A 20,312-nucleotide genomic window follows, 5' to 3' on the forward strand; every position below is an offset into this window, starting at 1 on the left:
GCCTGGGTGCGCGGGAACCCGCATCCGGGCGGGTGCGGACCGCACCCGGCCTGCGCCCTTGCCCCGGCCGCCGCCTCAGGCCGCCTCGGCCACCGCCGCCTCGGCCTTCGGCGCCGACGCCCGGATCAGGTGGTCGAAGGCGGCCAGCGCGGCCTTGGAGCCCTCGCCCATGGCGATCACGATCTGCTTGTAGGGCACGGTGGTGCAGTCGCCAGCGGCGAACACGCCCGGCACGCTGGTCTGGCCGCGCTCGTCGACCACGATCTCGCCGCGCGGGCTCAGCTCGACCGTGCCCTGGAGCCACTCGGTATTGGGCAGCAGGCCGATCTGGACGAACACGCCCTCCAGTTCGACCCGGTGGCTGTCGCCGCCCTCGCGGTCCTTGTAGACCAGGCCGGTGACCCGGGCGCCGTCGCCCAGCACCTCGGTGGTCTGCGCGCTGGTGACGATGCGCACGTTCGGCAGGCTGCGCAGCTTGCGCTGCAGCACCTCGTCGGCGCGCAGCCTGGCGTCGAACTCGATCAGGGTGACATGGCCGACGATGCCGGCCAGGTCGATCGCCGCCTCCACGCCGGAGTTGCCGCCGCCGATCACCGCCACGCGCTTGCCCTTGAACAGCGGGCCGTCGCAGTGCGGGCAGTAGGCCACGCCCTTGTTGCGGTACTCGTCCTCGCCGGGCACGTTCATCTGCCGCCAGCGCGCGCCGGTGGACAGGATCACGGTCCTGGACTTGAGCGAGGCGCCGCTGGCCAGCCTGACTTCGATCAGGCCGTCCTCGCCGGCCGGCGACAGCGCGTCGGCGCGCTGCAGGTTCATCACGTCCACGTCGTATTCGCGCACGTGCTGCTCCAGCGCCGCGGCCAGCTTCGGGCCCTCGGTGTGCTGCACCGAGATGAAGTTCTCGATCGACATCGTATCCAGCACCTGCCCGCCGAAGCGCTCGGCGGCCACGCCGGTGCGGATGCCCTTGCGCGCGGCGTATACGGCCGCGGCCGCGCCGCCGGGGCCGCCGCCGACCACCAGTACGTCGAACGCGTCCTTCCCGGCGATCTTCTCGGCCGCGCGCTTCTCGGCGCCGGTGTCGAGCTTGGCGACGATCTCCTCCAGGCCCATGCGGCCGGCGCCGAACGCCTCGCCGTTGAGGAAGATGGTCGGCACCGACATCACCTGGCGGGCCTGGACCTCGTGCTGGAACAGCGCCCCGTCGATGGCCACGTGCTTCACCTTCGGGTTCAGCACCGCCATCAGGTTCAGCGCCTGGACCACGTCCGGGCAGTTCTGGCACGACAGCGAGAAATAGGTCTCGAACACGAACTCGCCGTCCAGCGCCCGCACCTGCTCGATCACCTCGGCCGCCGCCTTGGACGGATGCCCGCCGGCCTGCAGCAGCGCCAGCACCAGCGAGGTGAACTCATGGCCCATTGGCAAGCCGGCGAAGCGCAGCGAGATGTCGTGGCCGGGGCTGGTCACGGCGAAGGAGGGCGTGCGCTGCGCATCGTCGCGGCGCACCTCCAGGGTGATCCGCTCGGACAGCGCCTCGATGTCCTGAAGCAGGCCGAGCATCTCGGCCGAACTGGCGCCGTCGTCGAGCGAGGCGACCAGGTGCAGCGGGCGGGTCAGGCGCTCGAGGTAGGCCTGCAACTGGGTCTTGAGGTTGGCGTCCAACATGGCGCGGCTCCTTGGCGAAGGCATGGTGAAGAGGGGGAGGGCACGATCCAGGCGGCCTGCACCGAGGCAAGCCGATCGCGCTGCGCCCTGTCCGGCAGGGCACGGGATGCGTGGAAGTGGACCGGAGCCGACGCGGCCTGCGTGGCGTGCCGCTTGCGCGGCGGCGGCGTGGGAGCGATGGCTGCGGTCCACCGCCTCGGTGGGCGCGAGGCGGCATCCCATCCCCGCCCGCGGGCGGGGATGGGCGCGGCAGCCGCTTAGATCTTGCCGACCAGGTCCAGCGACGGGGCGATGGTCTTGGCGCCTTCCTTCCACTTGGCCGGGCACACCTGTCCCGGGTTGGCGGCGACGAACTGCGCGGCCTTGAGCTTGCGCAGGGTCTCGCTGACGTCGCGGGCGATCGCGTTGTCGTGGATTTCCAGGGTCTTGATCATGCCTTCCGGGTTGATGATGAAGGTGCCGCGCAGGGCCAGCCCTTCTTCCGGGATGTGCACGCCGAAGGCGTTGGTCAACTGGTGGGTGGGGTCGCCGACCAGCGGGAACTGGGCCTTGCCCACCGCAGGGGAGGTCTCGTGCCACACCTTGTGCGAGAAGTGGGTGTCGGTGGTCACGATGTAGACCTCCGCACCGGCCTTCTGGAACTCGGCGTAGTTGTCGGCGGCGTCCTCGACCTCGGTCGGGCAGTTGAAGGTGAAGGCGGCGGGCATGAAGATCACGACCGACCACTTGCCCTTCAGGCTGGCGTCGGAAATCTCGACGAACTCGCCGTGGTGGAAGGCGGTGGCCTTGAACGGCTGGACCGTGGTGTTGATCAGGGACATCGATGGATCCTCTGGTTGGGGAAAGGCGGATGGAAATAACAGGCGCCATCCTAGACAGGCGCGATAGATATTTCAAATCAATTATGAGGATTGCATAGATAGATGCTGACTATCGAAATTCAAGGCCCGCTCTTGCGCACCGGGCGGTCGCAGCCTGGTGGCGTTGGGGCCGCGGGTGCTTCATCGTCCGGGCGATGAACGAGACAGCCCCCTGCGCCCACCGCGTCGACGTCCTGTTGCGCGAGGCCTGCGCCCGGATCGGGCGGGAGGACGCCGAGCCCTTGCTGGTCCATGCCCTGGGCCGGGACCGGGCCTGGCTGTTCGCGCACGCGACCGATCCGGTCGCCACGGCCGCGGCGACCGCCTTCCAGGCCCTGGTGGAGCGCCGGGCCGGCGGCGAGCCCGTGGCCTACCTGACCGGCCGCCGCGGCTTCTGGACCCTGGACCTGGAAGTGTCGCCCGATACCCTGATCCCGCGCCCGGAAACCGAACTGCTGGTCGAACTGGCGCTGGAAAGGCTCGATCCGCAGGCACCGGCGCGGATCGCCGACCTGGGGACCGGCAGCGGCGCCATTGCCCTGGCCATCGCCAGCGAGCGCCCGCTGGCGGCGGTGGTGGCCACCGACGCGAGCAAGGCGGCCCTGGCAGTGGCGGTGCGCAACGCCCGGGCCCATGGGCTGGAGAACGTCTGGTTCCGCCGCGGCGACTGGTTCGCCGCGCTGGGCGGCGAGCGCTTCGACATGATCGTCAGCAACCCGCCGTACATCGCCCAGGGCGACCCGCACCTGGCCCAGGGCGACCTGCGCCACGAGCCGGCGGGTGCGCTGGCGTCCGGCACCGATGGGCTGGAGGCGATCGGCGTGATCGCCGCGAGCGCGCCCGGGCACCTGGTGCCCGGCGGCTGGCTGCTGCTGGAGCACGGCCTGGAGCAGGGGCCGGCGGTGCGCGGCCTGCTCGCGCAGGCCGGCCTGGCCGACGTGGAGACCAGGCGCGACCTGGAACGGCGCGAGCGGGCCACGCTGGGGCGGAAGCCGGCGTAGCGCCGCCGGGCGCCGCGCGCGCCTGCGCTAGAATCGCCGGCTCACCCGCAGCGAGTCCGGGCATGCGCACGCTCTACCCCGAGATCGAACCGTTCGATGCCGGCACCCTGAAGGTCGACGACCGCCACACGCTGTACTACGAGCAGTGCGGCAACCCGCAAGGCAAGCCGGTGGTCCTGCTGCACGGCGGCCCCGGCGGCGGCTGCAGCCCGAAGATGCGCTGCTTCCACGACCCGGCCAGGTACCGCATCGTCCTGTTCGACCAGCGCGGCTCGGGCCGTTCCACCCCGCACGCCGACCTGGTCGACAACACCACCTGGCATCTGGTGGCCGATATCGAGAAGCTGCGCCAGCACCTGGGCATCGGGACGTGGCAGGTGTTCGGCGGGAGCTGGGGTTCCACCCTGGCGCTGGCCTACGCCCAGGCCCATCCCGGGCGCGTCGCCGAACTGGTCCTGCGCGGCATCTTCATGCTGCGCCGCTGGGAGCTGGAATGGTTCTACCAGGAGGGCACCAGCCGGCTGTTCCCGGACGCCTGGGAGCACTACGTCGCCGCGATCCCGCCGGTGGAGCGCCACGATCTGATCTCCGCCTTCCACCGCCGCCTGACCAGCGGGGACGAGGCCACCCGGCTGGCCGCCGCGCGCGCCTGGAGCGTGTGGGAAGGCGCGACCAGCTTCCTGCGCGTGGATTCGGATTTCGTGGGCAGCCACGAGGACGCGCACTTCGCCCTGGCCTTCGCCCGGATCGAGAACCACTACTTCGTCAACGGCGGGTTCTTCGAGGCCGAGGACCAGTTGCTGCACGATGCCCACCGCATCGCCGACATCCCCGGGGTGATCGTGCACGGCCGCTACGACGTGGTATGCCCGCTGCGCAACGCCTGGGACCTGCACAAGGCCTGGCCGAAGGCGCGCCTGGAGATCACTCCGGTGTCGGGTCATTCCGCGTTCGAGGCCGAGAACGTCGACGCCCTGGTGCGCGCGACCGACGCCTTCGCGGCGGCGTAGGCGTCCGCGGGACGGGCCGCCCCGGGACCGTTCCTTCCTGCAGGTTCCGTGGTGGTTTGGGTGGTCCGGGGCGGCCCGGACTTCGCCTAGGTCAGGGGTCCGCCTGCTCCGGGAGCGTGCCGGCCGCCGACTGCTCCGGCACCGGCTCGGCCGCGGAGGGCTGGGGATACTGCTGGATCGGGAACAGCGCCGGCCGCGCCCGCGCCGCCGGCTTGGACGGGCGCTCGATCTCCTCGGGCAGGAAGCGCTCGAGCACGCTGTAGAAGCGCTTGTAGAACTCCGGGTCCTGCAGGGTCTCGCTGGCCACCTTGACCAGCGAGTCCTCGCTGGAGCCGATCGGCAGCGAGACCGAGCCCAGCGCGCTCACGCCCAGGCTGGCGCTGGTGTTGCTCTTGCGCAGCACGTAGCGGTCCTGCACGGCGTTGACGAACACCACGGTCTGGTGCTCGCCGCGGGTCTGCGGCATGCACACCGCGCGGAACTCCACCTGCTCGTGGCTCTCGTCGTGCTGGAAATACTTGCGTGCCTCGACGATGTCGGCCTCGGCGCGGCCGACCACGAAGCCCTGGCTGAGCAGGGCCCGGCGCGCGGCCTCGCAGGCCTGCGCCGGCGAGTGGTCGAAGCTGCGCGAATAGGTGCTGGAGGAGTCGAACGCCTCGAAGGCGGACCGCTCCGGCAGCGAGCGGCCCATGGCGCAGCCGCCCAGCGCGGCGGCGATCAGCGGGAGCATCAGGGTCGGGCGTAGGCCGGGCATCATGCGCGAACGGGGGAAGGGGAAACCGGGCGAGTATGCCGGATCGCGGCCGGCATGCCGACCCGCCGTGCCCCGGCCGGGGCCGCGGTTCGGCCAAGCGCGCGCTTCAGCCCGGGAGGAACGCGGGCGCCACCGCGCCGAACAGCCGCGCCAGGCGCCGCGCCCAGGCCTCCTGGCCGGCGGCGTCGGCGATCAGGTCCTGGCGGATCTCCAGTTCCACGTGCGGCAGCGCGCGGCGCTCGCCGTGCACCGGGATCGCGTAGTCGCTGGCGTCGCTGACCGCGTAGGGCTGGTTGTCGCCCACCGCCAGGTCGCCCTCGGCCCGCAGCGCATCGCGCAGGGCATGGGCCAGGCGCGCGTCGCGGTGGTAGAGCACCCCGCAATGCCAGGGCCGCTCCACGCCGCCCATCGACGGGGTGAAGCTGTGCAGGGTGGCCAGCAGGGTCGGTCGCGCCTGCGTGGCGCGCAGGTCCAGTGCGTGCCCGATGCAGGCGTGGTAGGGCGCGAAGATCGCCTGCGCCCGCGCCGCGCGCTCGGCCGGCGCCAGGGCGGCGTTGGCGGGCACGGCGGTGCCGTCGCTGGCGCCGACGATGGAGGTGGGCGAGTCCAGCGGGCGGTTGCAATCGATCACCAGGCGCGAGTAGTTCTGCAGCACGGTCCAGGCATCCAGCAGCGGCGCCAGGCGCCGGGCCACGCCGGCGATGCCGATGTCCCAGCCGATGTGGCGGTCGATCGCGCCCGGCGCCAGGCCCAGGCCGCCGAGCGCGCGCGGGATCGCCTGTCCCGCATGGTCGACCACCAGCAGCCAGGGCGAGGCGCCGTGCGGATGCAACAGCTCGAAGGGCTCGGGGTCGCCGGGGCGCAGCAGGGACGGCGCGGCGGCGCGGCCTGCGTCAGGGCTCACGCGCGCTGCCGTCCAGGTTGTGGTCGATCATCCACAGGCCCGCCCAGAGCTTGGCGTCCAGTTCGTAGCCTTCCTCCAGCTTGCGCGCCAGCCAGGCCGCGGCCTGCGCGCGCGGCACCTCGTGCACGCTGATGTCCTCGCTGGCGTCGCCGCCGCCGGGGCCGATCTTGCGCAGGCCGCTGGCACGGACGAAGGCGATCTTCTCGCTGCTGGCGCCGGACGAGGTGGGGCCGACCATCAGCACCTGCGCCCGCTCGGCGGTCCAGCCGGTCTCTTCTTCCAGCTCGCGGATCGCCGATTCCTCGATGGATTCGCCGGCATTCACGTCGCCGACCAGGCCGGCCGGCATCTCGATGGTGCGCGCCTGCAGCGGGATGCGGAACTGCTCGACGAACAGCACCCGGTCGTCCGGGGTGACGGCCACGATGATCGCGGCCAGGCCGCCGGGATGGGTGCGCTCGGAGTATTCCCAGTGGCCGCGCACCACCATGCGCTGGTAGCGGCCTTCGTAGACGACATGCGGTGCGTCGGATGCGACGGAGGAACGGTCCATCGGGCCATCCTAAGCCGGAACGGACGACGGTTGCGCATCGCTGGCGGCGTCCAGCCCGGTCGCGGCGAGCAGGCGGCGCCGGGTCATCGGGCCGAAGCGCAGCGCGGCGGCCAGCGCATCGAGCATCTCCGGGTCGGCCTGGCCGCGGGCGGCGGCCGGACCTTCGTAGGCCAGCGGCGCGTCGCAGGCGATGGTGGTCAGTTGCCGCCACAGCAGGGCATGCTCGCGCTGCTCGCGCAGCCGCACGGCCACCCGTGCGGCCCCGCGCAGGCGCAGGAAGGCGACCTCGTCCACCCGTGCCAGCAGCGCGTCCAGGCTGCCGAAGTGGCCCAGCAGCACCGCCGCGGTCTTGGCGCCGACGCCGCCCACCCCGGGGATGTTGTCCACCGCGTCGCCGCTCAGCGCCAGGTAGTCGGCGATCTGGTGCGCGTGCACGCCGTGGCGCGCCTTGACCCCGGCCGCGCCCCAGCGCTGGCCGCGCGCGTAGTCCCATTGCTCGTCGTGCTCGCCCAGCAGTTGCGACAGGTCCTTGTCGGCCGAGACGATGACCCCGCGGTAGCCGGCCGGGCGGGCGCGGTGCAGGGCGCTGCCGATGAGGTCGTCGGCCTCGTACTCGTGGTCGGCCAGCACCGTCAGGCCGAGCGCGGCGCACAGCGCCTTGCAGTGGGCGAACTGGCGGCGCAGTTCTTCCGGCGCCGGATCGCGGTTGGCCTTGTATTGCGGGTACAGGCGATGGCGGAAGCAACTGTCCAGCGCCTCGTCGAAGGCGACGGCGATATGCCGCGGGCGCTCGCGTTCCAGCAGGTCCAGCAGGAAGCGGGCGAAGCCGTGCACGGCGTTGGTCGGCCAGCCGTGCGCGTCGCGGAACTCGTCGGGCATGGAGTGCCAGGCGCGGAACACGTACAGGCTGGCGTCCACCAGGTGCAGCGCCGGCGGGGCGCCGGGCGCGGCGCCCGCGTTCACGGCGTCCAGTCCGTCAGCAGCGCGCGCGGGTCCGGGCGCTCGCGTTCGGGCACCGGCCGCTGCGCCGTGCCGATGTGGATGAAGCCGGCGATCCGCTCGCCTTCGCCCAGGCCGAGCACGCGCGCCACCTCCGGGTCGTAGGCCATCCAGGCGGTCAGCCATTGCGCGCCGAAGCCCAGCGCCTGGGCCGCCTGCAGCAGGGCGAAGCAGACGCAGCCGGCGGCGAGCAACTGCTCCTGTTCGGGCACCTTGTGCCCGGGCTGCAGCCGTGCGACCACGGCCACTGCCAGCGGGGCATGGGAGAAGCGCTGGCGCTCCTTGTCGAGCGCCGCGGGCGGCGCGTCCGGCTGGCGTTGCGCGGTGCGCGCGGCGAGGAATTCGCCCAGCGCATGGCGGGCCTGGCCGTGGATGCGCAGGAAGCGGAACGGCACCAGTCGGCCGTGGTCGGGCACGCGCACGGCCGAGGCCAGCATGCGCAGCAGGGTGGCTTCGTCCGGTCCCGGTTCGCCCAGCAGCACCGAGGGCACCGAACGGCGCTGGTCGAGGGCTTCCAGGGCGGAAAGTGTGTGCATAATCCCAAAACGCTCAAGTCGAAGGCGCGATGCGCCGATAGGGCTGAAGTATAGGCGCCGCTCCGGGCAGGTCGTCGTGCGCCAGGTCCCGGTTGGGCCGGTGCCCGGTACGGACGGCTCCCGCGTGCGTCCCGGACCCCCGACCCCCATGCAGACTTTGCCTCCCGCCGACGAGCTGGCCAGCCGCAACCTCGACCTGCTGAACCAGGTCAGGGAGACGGTGGTGATGCCGCTGGCCGACGACTTCGCCTGGGCGCTGGACGGCCTCGGCCAGGGATTGTTCCGGGAGGCGGACAGCGCACCGGCGGCGCGGCAGAAGGACTACCTCGACGCCATCCAGGAGCTGCGCCGCGAGCGCGAGCCGATCATCGCCCGTTTCCGCGCCCACCTGGCCAAGGCCTGGCAGGCGCTGGAAAGCGGGCGGCCGCTGTCGGTGGAGCGTACCCTGGCCCGTGGCAATGATCTCACCCTGGTGGCGGCCGACGAACTGGAAGTGCGACTGGCGGTCCGCAGCCTGGCCGGCGCGATCCAGCAGCGCTGGCGGCCGGAGCTGATGCGCCTGGACCGCTACCTGGGCTGGATCGCCGGCGGCCTGCGCTTGAATGGGGACAACAACCCGGTCGGCCCGGAGCACCTGGGAGTGGCGGTCTACGCGGCCTTCTCCGGCCTGCGCATCGCGCCGTGCGCGCGACTGGCCGCCGTGCGCCTGTGCGAGGGGGCGCTGGTGACCCGCGTGGGCGCGCTGTACGAAGTGCTGGAGCAGTGCTTGATTGCCCTGACCCGCGAGACCGACCTGCCCAGCGGCCGCACGCGCCGCCGCGGCATCCCCCGCGCCGGGCAGGCACCCGCGGCGCCGGCGGAGGACTGGATCGGCCGCTTCTTCAGCCATTGGCAGGGCGCGCGCGGCGCGGCGCCGGTGGCGGCCGGGCTGGACGCGCACGTCCGCGACGACCGCGAACTGCTGCCGCCGGGATTGCGCGGCCTGTTGCAGGCCGCCCGCGGCGGCCATCGCGCGGCGGGGGAGGGCGATGCGTGCCGCACGCTCTCGCCGCGCGAACTGTCCTCGGTGCTGTCGCTGCTGCAGACCAACGAGCATGCCGGCTTCGACCAGGTCGATGCGGCCGGCGATCTGGTCCAGGGCCTGCACCAGCAGGTGCTGGCGCAGGCCGCCACCCTGGGCATCGACCCGGCCAGCGTGCGCCTGGACCCGGCCGACCGGGACGGGCTGGACCTGGTGGCGATGCTGTTCGCGGCCATGCTGGACCAGTCCGTGTTGACGCCCGACATCCGCCCGGTGCTGGGCCAGTTGCTGGTGCCGGTGGCCAAGGTTGCGCTGCAGGACCCGCGCCTGTTCGTGCGCGACAGCCACCCGGTGCGGCGCCTGCTGAACCTGCTGGCCGAGGCCTGCGACGGCAACCCCGGCGAATCGGCCGCCGAACTGGCGCTGCTGGCCCAGGTGCGGGCGGCGGCCGGGCGCATCGTGGAGGACTTCGACGAGCATCTGGGCGTGTTCCTGGCCGCCGAGACCGAGTTTGCCGCCTACTACGAGCAATACCGGCGCCGGGTGGAAATCGCCGAGCGCCGTGCGGCCGAACTGCAGCGCGCCGAGGAGCGCCGCGTCCAGGCGCGCACCCGCGCGGCGGAGGAACTGGAGCGCCGCGTGGGCGGCGTGGCCCTGCTGCCGGCGCTGGAAGGATTCCTGCGCCGGCCGTGGACGCAGCAGGTCGAGCGCGCCGCCTTGCGCGCCGAGGGCGACAGCCCGGCGCTGCATGACGCGCTGGCGCTGGCCGACGGGCTGCTGCGGGCGCACGCCGCGGCCGGCGCCGGCACGCCCGAGGCGGCCGCCTGGCTGGAGTCGCAGCACCCGCAACTGCAGCGCGCCTATGCCGAGGCCGGCCTGCCGGGCGCCGCCGCCGAGGCGGCCGCCACCGCCCTGCGGGATGCGCTGCTGGGAAGGGCGGCCACCGGCGCGGTGGCCGCCCCGGAACTGCCGCCGCCGCCGGAATCCCAGGTCCCGGCGGCCGACGAGGCCGCCTCGCCGCTGCCGGACGAACCCCCGGAGGCGCTGGGCTTCGACGTCCAGACCGTCGAGTATTTCCAGGCCCTGCCGCTGGGAACCTGGCTGGACTTCGTCGACCGCCATGGCCGGACCCAGCCGGGCAAACTGTCCTGGGTCAGCCCCATCTCCGGGCGGCGAATGTTCGTCAACCGGCGCGGCGCCCGCTTCTGCCTGGCCTCGCCCGAGCAACTGGCGGCCATGGTCCGGCTGGGCCGGCTGCGCCTGCACCGCGAGGAGGATGCCTTCTACAGCGCCATGCAGGACGTGCTGGACCGGCTGGAAGAGCCGGGGGCGGCCGTATGAACGGACATGGACCGGAAATTTTCGATTCATGCGAACTGCCCACTGCATCACGGTCCCTGGCCGTGCCAGCACGTAGGATGCAGGTGCGGAAATGGGGATCCGTGTTCGTCCCGATGTTTGTATCGCCCGTGCGGGAGCTAGGCGCATGAGTCCAGTCCAAGCCGATCCCAGTTCCTCCACCCGCGACGCCGTGCTGCTGGCACAGGCCCGGGATGCCTTCCTGCCCGGGCTGAGCGACGTGTTCGCCGCGGCGGTGGCGCGCTACGACGATGTCCTGTTCGATCGCGCCGAGCACGCCGGCGGCTCGCAACTGCTGTTCCTGGACGGCATGCGCGAGCTGCGCCGCCACCGCGAGGAGATCGCCACCCGCTTCCGTACCCAGCTCGGCCTGGCCTGGCAGTCGCTGGAGATGGGTGCGCCGCTGTCGGCCGAGGCCGCGCTGTCCAGCCAGGCGTCCGGTTTGAGCCTGGTGCCCGAGCACGAGCTCGAATCGCGCCTGGCGGTCCGCAACCTGGCCGGGGTGATCCTGCGCGACTGCAAGCAGGTGCTGGCGCGCCTGGACCGCCGCCTGGGCTGGATCGCCGGCGGCCTGGAACTGGAGGCCGACAGCAATCCCCTCGGCCCCGAGCACATCGGCGTGGCCGTGCACGAGGCCTTCGCCAACTGCGAGCTGGCGCCGGAAGTGCGCCTGGTGCTGATCAAGCTGTGCGAGCGCGATCTGGCGCCGGCCGTCTCCAAACTCTACGAACTGCTCGACCAGCGCCTGGTCCGCGCCGGCGTGCTGCCGGGCGGCCCGGCCACGGCGCGTCCCCGGGCGCGTCCGGCCGCGCCCGCGTCCGCCGCCGAGCCGTTGTTCGACCAGGTGCCCGAGGAACCCCACGCCGGCTATGGCGGCGGCTGGGCCGAGCAGGCGGGCGACGAGCATTCGCCCGCCTGGGCGACGCGCTTCATGCAGCGCTGGGGCGAGACCCGCGGCGCGATGCAGGGTGCCGGCGGCTTCGACGCACCACAGGGACATGCGCCCGGGCCGGCCGGCGGCGCGCCGGGCATGTTGCTGGACGCGCTGCACCAGTTGCTGCAGCAAAGCCGCGAACTGCGCGGCGGTGCCGAGCAGGCCGCCGGCAGCGTTCACGCGGCGCAATCGCAGCAGCGCCCGCTGAGCCAGCGCGAGATGCTCTCGGTGCTGTCACTGCTGCAGGCCACGCCCAGCGCAACCTTGCGCGCGGCCATCGGCGACGAGCGCGAGTCGCTGTCGCAGCGGCTCAAGAGCGAGGTGCTGTCCAATGCCAGCCAACTGGGCATGGACCCCTCCAGCACCCGCCTGGACCCGAAGGACGAGGACGCGATCGACCTGGTCGGCATGCTGTTCGACGTGCTGCTGGACGAGCGCGACCTGGCCGGCCGCCCGCGCGAGCTGATCGGCCGGCTGGTGGTGCCGTTTGTGAAGGTGGCGCTGCTGGACCGGCGCATGTTCGTGCAGAAGACCCATCCGGCCCGGCGTCTGCTCAACGCGCTGGCCGAGGCCTGCGAGGGCAACCAGGGCGAGAGCGCGGCCGAGCGCACCCTGCTGGCCAAGGTGGAGGAGGTCATCGAGCGGCTGGTGACCGAGTTCAACGAGAACCTGGCCATCTTCATGACCCTGGAGGAGGAGTTCCGCGACTTCCTCGAACAGCACCGGCGCCGGGTCGAGATCACCGAGCGCCGCGCCACCGAGATCCAGCGCGGCCAGGAACGCCTGGAACTGGCGCGCACGCGCGCCCAGTCCGAGCTGGCCATGCGCACCGAGGACCTGCACCTGCCGCAGGCGGTGGCCGATTTCCTGCGCAATCCGTGGCAGCACCACGTGACCCTGTCGCTGTTGCGCGACGGCGAGGACGGCGAGGCGTTCGTCGAGGCGATGGCCCTGGCCGACGGCCTGCTCGACGAAGTGGCCGAGGCCCAGCGCCACATCGTCGGCAAGCCGTGGCTGCAGGCCTGGCAGCCGGGCCTGCGCAAGGTGTTCGCCAGCATCGGCCTGCACGGCGATGCGGCCGACGCGGCGATCGGCGCGCTGCACGACACCCTGCAGGCCGTGGCCGCCGCGCGCCCGGAACTGGAAAAGCCGCTGCCGGAACTGCCCGAGGTGGCGCTGCCGCAGCCGGCGGCGGTGGAGCAGAGCCCGATCGAACTGGTCGGCGGCACCGACACCCTGGACTTCGACAACGCCGACGCGGCCCGCATCCGCAGCCTGCCGGTGGGGACCTGGCTGGACTTCATCGACAAGGACGGCCGCGTGCAGCCGGGCAAGCTGTCCTGGATCAGCCCGATCTCCTCGCGCCTGCTGTTCGTCAACCGCCGCGGCGTGCGCTTCTGCGTGGCCTCGCCGGAGGAGCTTGCGGTGATGGTGCGGCTGGGCCGGTTGCGCAGCCACGTGGTCGACGACGGCGCCTTCGACAGCGCGATGCAGGGCGTGATCGACCGCCTGGACACGCCGCCGCCGCCGCCGTCGGTCACCTTGCACTGAGCGCGCCGGCGAGGGCCTTTGGCCCTCCATGGAGGTTGCAGGACGGCGCACGCGGTCCGAGGCGCGTTCTCGCCCGTCGCCCGGATGTCCCGCGACACCCCCTCCGACGTGTCGCGGGACGGATGAAACCATCGCCGGGCCACCGTCGAGCCCTCGCGTTTTGCTAGCATCGCGGATTCGATCTGGACCGTGACGAGGGGATGCATGGCGGTTGAAGTGCTGGTGCTGAGGGAATCGGCCGCCGGGGAACGGCGCGTGGCGGCGACGCCCGAGACGGTGAAGAAGCTGCTGGCGGCCGGCGCGCAGGTGCGGGTGGAGGCCGGCGCGGGCCTGGACGCGGGCATCACCGACCAGGCCTATCTGGATGCCGGGGCGCAATTGGCCGGTGCCGATGCGCGCGCGCAGGCGGACGTGGTGCTGTGCGTGCAGTCGCCGCCGGCCGAGGCCATCGCGGGGCTGAAGCAGGGCGCCGCCCTGATCGGGCAGTTGCAGCCGCAGGCCGACCAGGCGCGTGCGCAGGCGCTGCAGGCGCGCGGCCTGCGGGTCTTCCCGCTGGAGCGGCTGCCGCGCACCACCCGTGCGCAGGCGATGGACGTGCTCAGCTCGCAGGCCGGCATGGCCGGCTACAAGTCGGTGCTGATCGCCGCGCAACTGGCGCCGCGCTTCTTCCCGATGCTGACCACCGCCGCCGGCACGATCCGGCCGTCGAAGGTGCTGATCGTCGGCGCCGGCGTGGCCGGCCTGCAGGCCATCGCCACCGCGCGCCGCCTGGGCGCGCAGGTGGAAGGCTTCGACGTGCGCCCGGAGACGCGCGAGCAGATCGAATCGCTGGGCGGCAAGTTCCTCGACCTGGGCGTGAGCGCCGCGGGCGAGGGCGGCTACGCGCGCCAGCTCACCGAGGAGGAACGCGCCGAGCAGCAGCGCCGCCTGGCCGAGCACATACGCGGCGTGGACGTGATCGTCTGCACCGCGGCGGTGCCGGGACGGCCGGCGCCGAAGATCGTCACCGCGGCCATGGTGGCCGGCATGAAGCCGGGCAGCGTGATCGTCGACCTGGCCGCCGAGACCGGCGGCAACTGCGAACTGACCCGGCCGGGCGAAACGGTCGAGCAGGGCGGTGTGACGGTGGCCGGCCCGCTCGACCTGGCCAGCATGGGCGCGGTGCATGCCAGCGAGATGTTCGCGCGCAACGTCTACAACTTCGTCGCCCTGTTCCTCAAGGACGGTGCGCTCTCGTTCGACTGGGACGACGAGTTGCTGGCCAAGACCGCATGGCCCGAAGCGCCGGTGGTGAAGGCAGCCGAGGCCGGCGCGGCCTGACGGCGGCGCGAGGCCCCGGGCGGCACGGGCACGCCAGGGGGGGCTACGGCCCCTCGGGCGCCGGATGGGTGCGCAGCCATTCCTTGCGCTGCTCGGGCGTCATCTTTTCCCACCTCTGCACGAACTCGCGGCGCCGCTCCGGCGTCATCTCGCGGGTTTCGTGGAAGATCGCGCGCGCGCGCTGGCGCTGCTCGGGATTCATCTGCTCGAAGCGGCGCATGCCGCGGCGCGCGCGCTCGCGCTCGTCCGGCGGCATGTCCCGCCAGCGCCGCGCGTGCTCGAGCATGCGCGTGCGTTCGGCCGGCGAGGCGTTCCAGCGCTCGCGCAGCGGGGCGATCAGCAGTTCGCGCTGTTCGGCGCTCAGTTGCTCCCAGGCCGGCGGCGCGGCAACGGCCGGCGCGGGCGGGGCCGCCGACACGGCGTGCGGCAGCGCCAGGACGATCAGGCACACGGCGAGGCGCAGGGCGTTCATCGTCTTACTCCAGGGCCAGGAGGGGGACATCGGCCGAAGCCAGCCACAGGTAGAAGCCGGGATCTTCCTGCAGCGGCCCGGTGGATTCTTCGGCCAGCACGGCGGCGGCCGGCGGCCCCGGGGGCGCCGTTTCCGGGCGCAGCACCACCGCCAGCGCCAGGGCCGCGGCGACCGCGCCGCCGGCCAGCCAGGGCGAGCGCCAGGACGCGCGCCGCGGTTCGTCGACGGCCGCCGACGCGGCCCGGCGCGCATCGCGCAGCCGCGCCATGACCGGGGCGGAGAGATGGGCCAGGGCACTGGCGTGCAGGGCCTTGGCGCGCAGGTCGAGGGGATCGGGTGCGGTCGTCATCGGACGTCCTCCAGTCGCGAATTCAGGGCCTGCCGCGCACGCGACAGGTGGGTTTTGACCGAGCCTTCCGAACAGCCCATGGCGCGGGCGGTGGTGGCCACGTCCAGTTCCTCCAGCACGCGCAGGGTGAAGGCTTCGCGCTGGCGTGCCGGCAGCCCGCGCAGGCCTTCCACCAGGCGCGCATAGACCTCGTGCTGCTCGTGCGTCTGCGCCGGCCCGGCGGTGGGGTCGGCCCAGTCGATGCTGGCGTCCTCGCCGTGCGCGCCTTCGCCGGCCGGCAGCAGCCAGCGCAGGCGGAAGCGCGCGCGCCGCTGCACGTCGATGATGCGCCGGCGCAGGATGCTCCAGAACAGCGGAGTCCATTCGTTCGATGGGCGCTCGCGGTAGGCGAGCATTTTCATCATCGCGTCCTGCACCGTGTCCAGCGCGTCCTCGCGGTGGCGCAGGCCGGCCTCGGCGAAGCGGAAGGCGCGCGGGCCCACCTCCGCCAGGAAGGCGTCCAGCGACGCCCAGGCGGGCGTGGCGGCGGCTTCCCAGGCGGGGTCGAGCGGTGTGGTCACCAGCACAGCTTAGCCTCATCGGTGGCGCCGACGCCGTGGGGCGGCGGCGTGTCCAGGGACATCGACACGGCGGTTTCACCGGAAATCTCCGTGAGCCCGCTTCCCACCCGTAAACGCCTGTACGCGGACCGCGTTGACCGGCTGTATGCCGGTTCATGCTGCGGTTATCATCGCGCCGGGCGCTGTGCCCGGGGAGCGAGGCGGTAATGAACGACGGTTTTGTGGCGCTTTACATCTTCATGCTCGCAGCCATCGCGGGCCACGTGATCATCTCGCGGGTGCCGGTGATCCTGCATACGCCGCTGATGTCCGGTTCCAACTTCATCCACGGCATCGTGCTGATCGGCGCGATGGTGGTGCTCGGCCACGCCGACACGACCCTGGAGAAGGCGATCGGCTTCGTCGCGGTGGTGCTGGGCGCGGGCAACGCCGCCGGCGGCTACGTGGTGACCGAGCGCATGCTGGAGATGTTCAAGTCGTCCAAGAAGCCGGAGCGCAAGGCATGAGCGGCGCACTCGACCTGCGCACCTGGCTGGTGGCCTCCAGCTACCTGGTCGCCGCCACCCTGTTCCTGCTGGGCCTGCAGCGCATGGCCTCGCCGGCCACCGCGCGCAGCGGCATCCGCTGGGCCGGCCTGGGCATGGTGATCGCCACGGCGGTGACCTTCCTGCTGCCGAACCTGCACAACCTCCCGCTGATCGTCACCGCGCTGGTGCTGGGCACGGTGGTGGCGTGGATCTCCGGCAAGAAGGTGGCCATCACCGACATGCCGCAGATGGTGGCGCTGTACAACGGCATGGGCGGCGGCTCGGCCGCGGCCATCGGCGCGGTGGAGCTGCTGAAGTATTCGGACCGGGTGCATGCCACGCCGGGCGTGGTCGTGGGCGGTCCCGGCGCGGTGGTGCTGACCCTGGCGGTGCTGGGCTCGGCCATCGGCGCGGTATCGCTGTCCGGCTCGATCATCGCCTGGGCCAAGCTCGACGGCCGCCTGGACAAGCGCATGGCATTCCCCGGCCAGCAGGTGTTCAACCTGCTGGTGGCCGCGGCCATGGCCGCGCTGGGCGTATGGGCGGCGGTGACCTTGCAGACCGGGCCGATCATCGCCTTCTTCGTGGTGGCGCTGCTGCTGGGCGTGCTGATGACCCTGCCCATCGGCGGCGCCGACATGCCGGTGGTGATCTCGCTGTACAACGCCTTCACCGGCCTGGCAGTGGCCTTCGAGGGCTACGTGCTGGGCAACCAGGCGCTGATCATCGCCGGCATGATGGTCGGCGCGGCCGGCATCCTGCTGACCCGGCTGATGGCCAAGGCGATGAACCGGCCGATCTCCGGCGTGCTGTTCGGCAGCTTCGGCGGCGGCGGCCAGGCCCAGGAGATCACCGGCGCGCAGAAGCCGATCGAGGCCGGCGACGTGGCCGCGATGATGGCCTATGCCGAGCGCGTGGTGATCGTGCCCGGCTACGGCCTGGCCGTGGCCCAGGCCCAGCACAAGATCTGGGAGCTGGCCCAGCGCCTGATCGACCGCGGGGTGAAGGTGAAGTTCGCCATCCACCCGGTGGCCGGGCGCATGCCGGGGCACATGAACGTGCTGCTGGCCGAGGCCGGCGTGCCCTACGACCTGATCGCCGACATGGACGACATCAACCCCGAGTTCCCGAACACCGACGTGTCGCTGGTGATCGGGGCCAACGACGTGGTCAACCCAGTGGCCAAGACCGACCCGGCCAGCCCGATCTACGGCATGCCGATCCTGGACGTGGTCGAGTCCAAGAACGCCATCGTGATCAAGCGCGGCAAGGGCACGGGTTTCGCCGGCATCGAGAACGCGCTGTTCTACGCCGACAACACCCGCATGCTCTACGGCGACGGCGCCGAGATGGCCAGCGCGCTGGTCAGCGAGCTGAAGGCGCTGGACGGCGGGCACTGAGCCAGCGGTTCCCCGGAACGGCCTCCGCCCGGCGCCGAAGCCGGGCGGCCCCCACCGGCGAAGGCGACTGCGTGTTCCACGCCGGGGGCGAGCGTCCGCTGGTGCTGCGGCGCGAATAGAACCGGAGGCCCGGGGCGCGTGCCGGCCGCCTGCCGGATCGATGCGCGGTGTGTCGGCGCCTCAGCGCGCCGCGCGCAGCGCCAGCAGCGGCGCCAGGCCCAGGCACAGCAGGTCCAGCCGGGTGTTGGCCAGCAGGCTCAGGGTCCAGACGTAATAGGCGCCCATCTTCGGTGCGGCCAGCCACGGCGGCAGGCCCATCTGCCCGCCGATATGGCCGGAGGCGACGAGCCACTGCGCCGTCGCGGTCACCGCCAGGGTCGTGGCCGCGGCCAGCAGGCGCCGCGGCCAGCCGCGTGGCATGCCGCCCAGGCGCAGCAGCCAGGCCGCCTGCAGGGCGGCGGCCAGGGCGATCCAGCCGTGCTGCCGGCCGCTGGCCAGCGCCAGCGATGCCCAGGCCGCCACCATGGTCGCCGCACCGATCAGCAACAGCGGCGGCCACAGCCAGTGCGTGGCCCGGGGCGGCTTGGGAGAGGCGGACTTGACGGAGGTCATGGCGGGGCCGGGACGGATCGCCAAGGATACGCGTTGCCGGCATCGGCTAGAATCCGCACATCCCCACGGGGCCGCCGCTTGCGCGTGCGCTCCACACGCCCCATATCCTTCGCATGTATTCCCGCAGCAGTGAACCCGTCCGTTTCGAGCGCGACTGCGCCGCCGTCATGGTGCCGCAGGGCGAGGCCGTGACCCTGCCGGCCGGCAGCGTCGGCTACATCACCCAGGGCCTGGGCGGCAGCTACACCGTGTTCGTGGAGGGCAACCTGTTCCGCATCGCGGGCAAGGATGCCGACGCCATCGGCAAGGAGCCGGTGGCCGAACTGGAACTGCCGGCCGGCGCCGGCGACGACGAGATCGAGGCGATGGTCTGGCGCCAGTTGCGCACCTGCTTCGACCCGGAGATTCCCTTCAACATCGTCGACCTGGGCCTGGTCTACGAGGCCAGCCTGAAGCCGCGCGAGGACGGGCAGCGCATGGTCGAGGTGAAGATGACCCTCACCGCGCCGGGCTGTGGCATGGGCGAGATCCTGGTGGACGACGTGCGCAGCAAGCTGGAGCAGATCCCCACCATCGCCGAGGCCGACGTCGAGCTGGTGTTCGACCCGCCCTGGGGGCGGCACATGATGTCCGAGGCCGCGCGGCTGGAAACCGGGATGTTCTGAAGGCCGGCCCGGGCTGCCGCTTGCCCTTGCGGGAGGTGGCTTGCCGGTGCCGCCCTGCAAAGCCGCCTGCCGGTGATCCACCGGCCATGGCGATGCGTCCCATCCCCGGCGCCCGTGCCATGCCGCCGACTGGAGTCGCCCCCGCAGGAGGCATGGCGCCTCAGCGGCTGATCGCCACCGCCTGCGCCTTCAGCACCCGCATCGCGTCGGCGGGGGAAATCTCCAGTAGCAGTCCGCGCTGGCCGGCATTGACGAAGACGCTGTCGGCGGCCATCGCATCGCGCTCGATCCACACCGGGGCCGGCCGCTGCTGGCCGAACGGGCTGATCCCGCCGACCTTGTAGCCGGTGCGGCGCTCGGCCTCGGCCACCTCCATCATCTTCGCGCCCTTGCCGCCAGCGGCCGCGGCAAGGGCCTTGGGGTGCAGTTGGCGGTCGCTGGGGATGACCACGCATACCGGCCGTGCGTCGACCCAGGCCATCAGCGTCTTCAGCACCCGCTGCGGCGGCGCGCCCACCGCGGCAGCGGCCTGCAGGCCCTTGCCGCCCGCGGTGCTGGCCTCGGCGTCGTAGTCGTAGGGATGCAGGCGATAGGCCACGCCGGCGGCATCGAGCGCGCGGGTGGCGCGGGTGGCCATCGACATGGGCGGCTCAGCAGGCTTCGAAGCGGTTGGCGGCCACGTTCTTGCGCACCGTGCCCGGATTCCAGACCCGGCCGTTCATCGCGATGTAGACGCCGGCCGGCAGCGACTGCACCGCGCCCACCGCGCAGCCGATGTTGAACTCCGCGTCCGAGCCGCGGAAGCGTGCCGGGTTCAGCGCGCCGGTCAGGACGATGGTCCGGTCCGGGATCGACTGCAGCACCTGGGCCGTGTCCACCATCGAGTCGGTGCCGTGGGTGACCAGCACGTGGCGGGCGGGCTGGGCGGCGATGGTGGCGCGCACCAGCTCGCGGTCCTCGTCGGTGATGTGCAGGGAATCCTTGCGCAGGATGGGGATCACGTCGAAGCGGAAGGCCACGCCGATTTCCTCCAGGATGCGCCCGATCTGCGGTGCGCCGACCTGGAAATCGGACTTGTCGTCGAAGTAGACCTTGTCGATGGTGCCGCCGGTGGTGACGATCAGAAGCTGGTCCATGTCCGGTCCTGATGCGGCGCGGCGCATGCCGCGCCGGCCGCGAAGCGGGGGAGCGACGCCCGCGGAAGGGTGCGGGTGTCGCGCAAGTGCGGCCATTATCGGCCAAACCGGGGGTGCGGCC

The 20,312-nt window shown here is 72.3% G+C and carries 21 protein-coding genes; 8 read left to right on the plus strand and 13 right to left on the minus strand.

Annotation, left to right across the window (positions count from 1 at the left end):
- Window positions 1-75: 75 nt before the first annotated feature.
- Complete coding sequence (gene ahpF, locus HNR76_RS04145; RefSeq protein ID WP_162310915.1) at window positions 76-1,668, minus strand: alkyl hydroperoxide reductase subunit F; 1,593 nt, start codon at window positions 1,666-1,668, stop codon at window positions 76-78.
- 257 nt (window positions 1,669-1,925) lie between these two features.
- Window positions 1,926-2,489, minus strand: a complete 564-nt coding sequence (ahpC, locus tag HNR76_RS04150; protein WP_162310914.1) for an alkyl hydroperoxide reductase subunit C — start codon at window positions 2,487-2,489, stop codon at window positions 1,926-1,928.
- A gap of 194 nt (window positions 2,490-2,683) precedes the next feature.
- On the opposite strand from ahpC, the gene prmC reads away from it, so the two are divergent.
- Together prmC and pip are read left to right on the plus strand one after the other, a co-directional pair.
- Window positions 2,684-3,529 carry a peptide chain release factor N(5)-glutamine methyltransferase gene (gene prmC, locus HNR76_RS04155; RefSeq protein ID WP_162310913.1) on the plus strand — a complete coding sequence of 282 codons (846 nt, stop codon included), beginning with the start codon at window positions 2,684-2,686 and terminating at the stop codon, window positions 3,527-3,529.
- Between the two features lie 62 nt (window positions 3,530-3,591).
- A complete protein-coding gene (gene pip, locus HNR76_RS04160) occupies window positions 3,592-4,539 on the plus strand; it encodes a prolyl aminopeptidase (protein ID WP_162310912.1) in 948 nt (315 codons plus the stop codon).
- A 91-nt stretch (window positions 4,540-4,630) separates the two neighbouring features.
- On the opposite strand, the gene HNR76_RS04165 is transcribed toward pip, so the two are convergent.
- The 5 genes from HNR76_RS04165 to HNR76_RS04185 form a co-directional block, all read right to left on the minus strand.
- Complete coding sequence (locus tag HNR76_RS04165; RefSeq protein WP_246429006.1) at window positions 4,631-5,296, minus strand: DUF2242 domain-containing protein; 666 nt, start codon at window positions 5,294-5,296, stop codon at window positions 4,631-4,633.
- 103 nt (window positions 5,297-5,399) lie between these two features.
- Entirely contained in the window at window positions 5,400-6,197 is a 798-nt protein-coding gene (locus HNR76_RS04170) for an N-formylglutamate amidohydrolase (protein ID WP_170298596.1), read from the minus strand.
- Entirely contained in the window at window positions 6,187-6,750 is a 564-nt protein-coding gene (locus HNR76_RS04175; protein ID WP_162310911.1) for an NUDIX hydrolase, read from the minus strand. Before HNR76_RS04175 ends, HNR76_RS04170 begins: the two co-directional genes overlap by 11 nt.
- Window positions 6,751-6,759: 9 nt before the next feature.
- Window positions 6,760-7,713 carry a 5'-3' exonuclease gene (locus tag HNR76_RS04180; RefSeq protein ID WP_249065646.1) on the minus strand — a complete coding sequence of 318 codons (954 nt, stop codon included), beginning with the start codon at window positions 7,711-7,713 and terminating at the stop codon, window positions 6,760-6,762.
- Window positions 7,710-8,285, minus strand: a complete 576-nt coding sequence (locus HNR76_RS04185; RefSeq protein ID WP_162310910.1) for a nitroreductase family protein — start codon at window positions 8,283-8,285, stop codon at window positions 7,710-7,712. Before HNR76_RS04185 ends, HNR76_RS04180 begins: the two co-directional genes overlap by 4 nt.
- A gap of 148 nt (window positions 8,286-8,433) precedes the next feature.
- Between HNR76_RS04185 and HNR76_RS04190 the strand changes: the two genes are divergently transcribed.
- The 3 genes from HNR76_RS04190 (at window position 8,434) to HNR76_RS04200 (ending at window position 14,470) form a co-directional block, all read left to right on the plus strand.
- The gene (locus HNR76_RS04190) at window positions 8,434-10,647 is read left to right on the plus strand and encodes a DUF1631 family protein (protein WP_162310909.1); all 2,214 of its coding nucleotides are present in this window, start codon (window positions 8,434-8,436) and stop codon (window positions 10,645-10,647) included.
- Between the two features lie 145 nt (window positions 10,648-10,792).
- A complete protein-coding gene (locus HNR76_RS04195; protein ID WP_162310908.1) occupies window positions 10,793-13,150 on the plus strand; it encodes a DUF1631 domain-containing protein in 2,358 nt (785 codons plus the stop codon).
- A gap of 204 nt (window positions 13,151-13,354) precedes the next feature.
- Entirely contained in the window at window positions 13,355-14,470 is a 1,116-nt protein-coding gene (locus tag HNR76_RS04200; protein WP_162310907.1) for an NAD(P) transhydrogenase subunit alpha, read from the plus strand.
- A 43-nt stretch (window positions 14,471-14,513) separates the two neighbouring features.
- Here the strand turns inward: HNR76_RS04200 and HNR76_RS04205 are convergent, their stop codons facing one another.
- Genes HNR76_RS04205 through HNR76_RS04215 form a run of 3 tightly spaced genes read right to left on the minus strand, consistent with a single transcriptional unit; the run spans window position 14,514 to window position 15,857 of the window.
- Window positions 14,514-14,942, minus strand: a complete 429-nt coding sequence (locus HNR76_RS04205; protein WP_162310906.1) for a DUF3106 domain-containing protein — start codon at window positions 14,940-14,942, stop codon at window positions 14,514-14,516.
- A 4-nt stretch (window positions 14,943-14,946) separates the two neighbouring features.
- Window positions 14,947-15,291, minus strand: a complete 345-nt coding sequence (locus HNR76_RS04210) for a hypothetical protein (RefSeq protein WP_162310905.1) — start codon at window positions 15,289-15,291, stop codon at window positions 14,947-14,949.
- Window positions 15,288-15,857, minus strand: coding sequence for an RNA polymerase sigma factor (locus tag HNR76_RS04215; RefSeq protein WP_162310904.1), 570 nt, complete (start codon window positions 15,855-15,857; stop codon window positions 15,288-15,290). The genes HNR76_RS04210 and HNR76_RS04215 overlap by 4 nt, the downstream gene beginning before the upstream one ends.
- Before the next feature lie 200 nt (window positions 15,858-16,057).
- Here HNR76_RS04215 and HNR76_RS04220 point away from each other — a divergent pair, with 200 nt between their 5' ends.
- Window positions 16,058-16,357, plus strand: a complete 300-nt coding sequence (locus HNR76_RS04220; RefSeq protein WP_162310903.1) for an NAD(P) transhydrogenase subunit alpha part 2 — start codon at window positions 16,058-16,060, stop codon at window positions 16,355-16,357.
- Window positions 16,354-17,778, plus strand: a complete 1,425-nt coding sequence (locus HNR76_RS04225) for an NAD(P)(+) transhydrogenase (Re/Si-specific) subunit beta (RefSeq protein ID WP_162310902.1) — start codon at window positions 16,354-16,356, stop codon at window positions 17,776-17,778. Before HNR76_RS04220 ends, HNR76_RS04225 begins: the two co-directional genes overlap by 4 nt.
- Before the next feature lie 180 nt (window positions 17,779-17,958).
- On the opposite strand, the gene HNR76_RS04230 is transcribed toward HNR76_RS04225, so the two are convergent.
- Complete coding sequence (locus HNR76_RS04230; protein WP_162310901.1) at window positions 17,959-18,390, minus strand: hypothetical protein; 432 nt, start codon at window positions 18,388-18,390, stop codon at window positions 17,959-17,961.
- Window positions 18,391-18,503: 113 nt separating this feature from the next.
- Between HNR76_RS04230 and sufT the strand changes: the two genes are divergently transcribed.
- Window positions 18,504-19,055, plus strand: coding sequence for a putative Fe-S cluster assembly protein SufT (sufT, locus tag HNR76_RS04235; protein WP_162310900.1), 552 nt, complete (start codon window positions 18,504-18,506; stop codon window positions 19,053-19,055).
- A 160-nt stretch (window positions 19,056-19,215) separates the two neighbouring features.
- Here sufT and ybaK read toward each other — a convergent pair whose 3' ends face one another.
- Together ybaK and HNR76_RS04245 are read right to left on the minus strand one after the other, a co-directional pair.
- The gene (gene ybaK / locus HNR76_RS04240; protein WP_162310899.1) at window positions 19,216-19,698 is read right to left on the minus strand and encodes a Cys-tRNA(Pro) deacylase; all 483 of its coding nucleotides are present in this window, start codon (window positions 19,696-19,698) and stop codon (window positions 19,216-19,218) included.
- A 7-nt stretch (window positions 19,699-19,705) separates the two neighbouring features.
- Complete coding sequence (locus HNR76_RS04245; RefSeq protein ID WP_162310898.1) at window positions 19,706-20,191, minus strand: asparaginase domain-containing protein; 486 nt, start codon at window positions 20,189-20,191, stop codon at window positions 19,706-19,708.
- Window positions 20,192-20,312 lie beyond the last annotated feature (121 nt).

Source organism: Pseudoxanthomonas broegbernensis, assembly GCF_014202435.1.
Classification (GTDB): Bacteria; Pseudomonadota; Gammaproteobacteria; order Xanthomonadales; family Xanthomonadaceae; genus Pseudoxanthomonas; species Pseudoxanthomonas broegbernensis.

Excerpts from the sequence above, each read along its gene's own strand:
- ahpF (WP_162310915.1), bottom strand. The coding sequence starts at position 1,668 with ATGTTGGACGCCAACCTCAAGACCCAGTTGCAGGCCTACCTCGAGCGC.
- ahpC (WP_162310914.1), bottom strand. The coding sequence starts at position 2,489 with ATGTCCCTGATCAACACCACGGTCCAGCCGTTCAAGGCCACCGCCTTC.
- prmC (WP_162310913.1), top strand. The coding sequence starts at position 2,684 with ATGAACGAGACAGCCCCCTGCGCCCACCGCGTCGACGTCCTGTTGCGC.
- pip (WP_162310912.1), top strand. The coding sequence starts at position 3,592 with ATGCGCACGCTCTACCCCGAGATCGAACCGTTCGATGCCGGCACCCTG.
- HNR76_RS04165 (WP_246429006.1), bottom strand. The coding sequence starts at position 5,296 with ATGATGCCCGGCCTACGCCCGACCCTGATGCTCCCGCTGATCGCCGCC.
- HNR76_RS04175 (WP_162310911.1), bottom strand. The coding sequence starts at position 6,750 with ATGGACCGTTCCTCCGTCGCATCCGACGCACCGCATGTCGTCTACGAA.
- HNR76_RS04185 (WP_162310910.1), bottom strand. The coding sequence starts at position 8,285 with ATGCACACACTTTCCGCCCTGGAAGCCCTCGACCAGCGCCGTTCGGTG.
- HNR76_RS04190 (WP_162310909.1), top strand. The coding sequence starts at position 8,434 with ATGCAGACTTTGCCTCCCGCCGACGAGCTGGCCAGCCGCAACCTCGAC.
- HNR76_RS04195 (WP_162310908.1), top strand. The coding sequence starts at position 10,793 with ATGAGTCCAGTCCAAGCCGATCCCAGTTCCTCCACCCGCGACGCCGTG.
- HNR76_RS04200 (WP_162310907.1), top strand. The coding sequence starts at position 13,355 with ATGGCGGTTGAAGTGCTGGTGCTGAGGGAATCGGCCGCCGGGGAACGG.
- HNR76_RS04205 (WP_162310906.1), bottom strand. The coding sequence starts at position 14,942 with ATGAACGCCCTGCGCCTCGCCGTGTGCCTGATCGTCCTGGCGCTGCCG.
- HNR76_RS04210 (WP_162310905.1), bottom strand. The coding sequence starts at position 15,291 with ATGACGACCGCACCCGATCCCCTCGACCTGCGCGCCAAGGCCCTGCAC.
- HNR76_RS04220 (WP_162310903.1), top strand. The coding sequence starts at position 16,058 with ATGAACGACGGTTTTGTGGCGCTTTACATCTTCATGCTCGCAGCCATC.
- HNR76_RS04225 (WP_162310902.1), top strand. The coding sequence starts at position 16,354 with ATGAGCGGCGCACTCGACCTGCGCACCTGGCTGGTGGCCTCCAGCTAC.
- HNR76_RS04230 (WP_162310901.1), bottom strand. The coding sequence starts at position 18,390 with ATGACCTCCGTCAAGTCCGCCTCTCCCAAGCCGCCCCGGGCCACGCAC.
- sufT (WP_162310900.1), top strand. The coding sequence starts at position 18,504 with ATGTATTCCCGCAGCAGTGAACCCGTCCGTTTCGAGCGCGACTGCGCC.
- ybaK (WP_162310899.1), bottom strand. The coding sequence starts at position 19,698 with ATGTCGATGGCCACCCGCGCCACCCGCGCGCTCGATGCCGCCGGCGTG.
- HNR76_RS04245 (WP_162310898.1), bottom strand. The coding sequence starts at position 20,191 with ATGGACCAGCTTCTGATCGTCACCACCGGCGGCACCATCGACAAGGTC.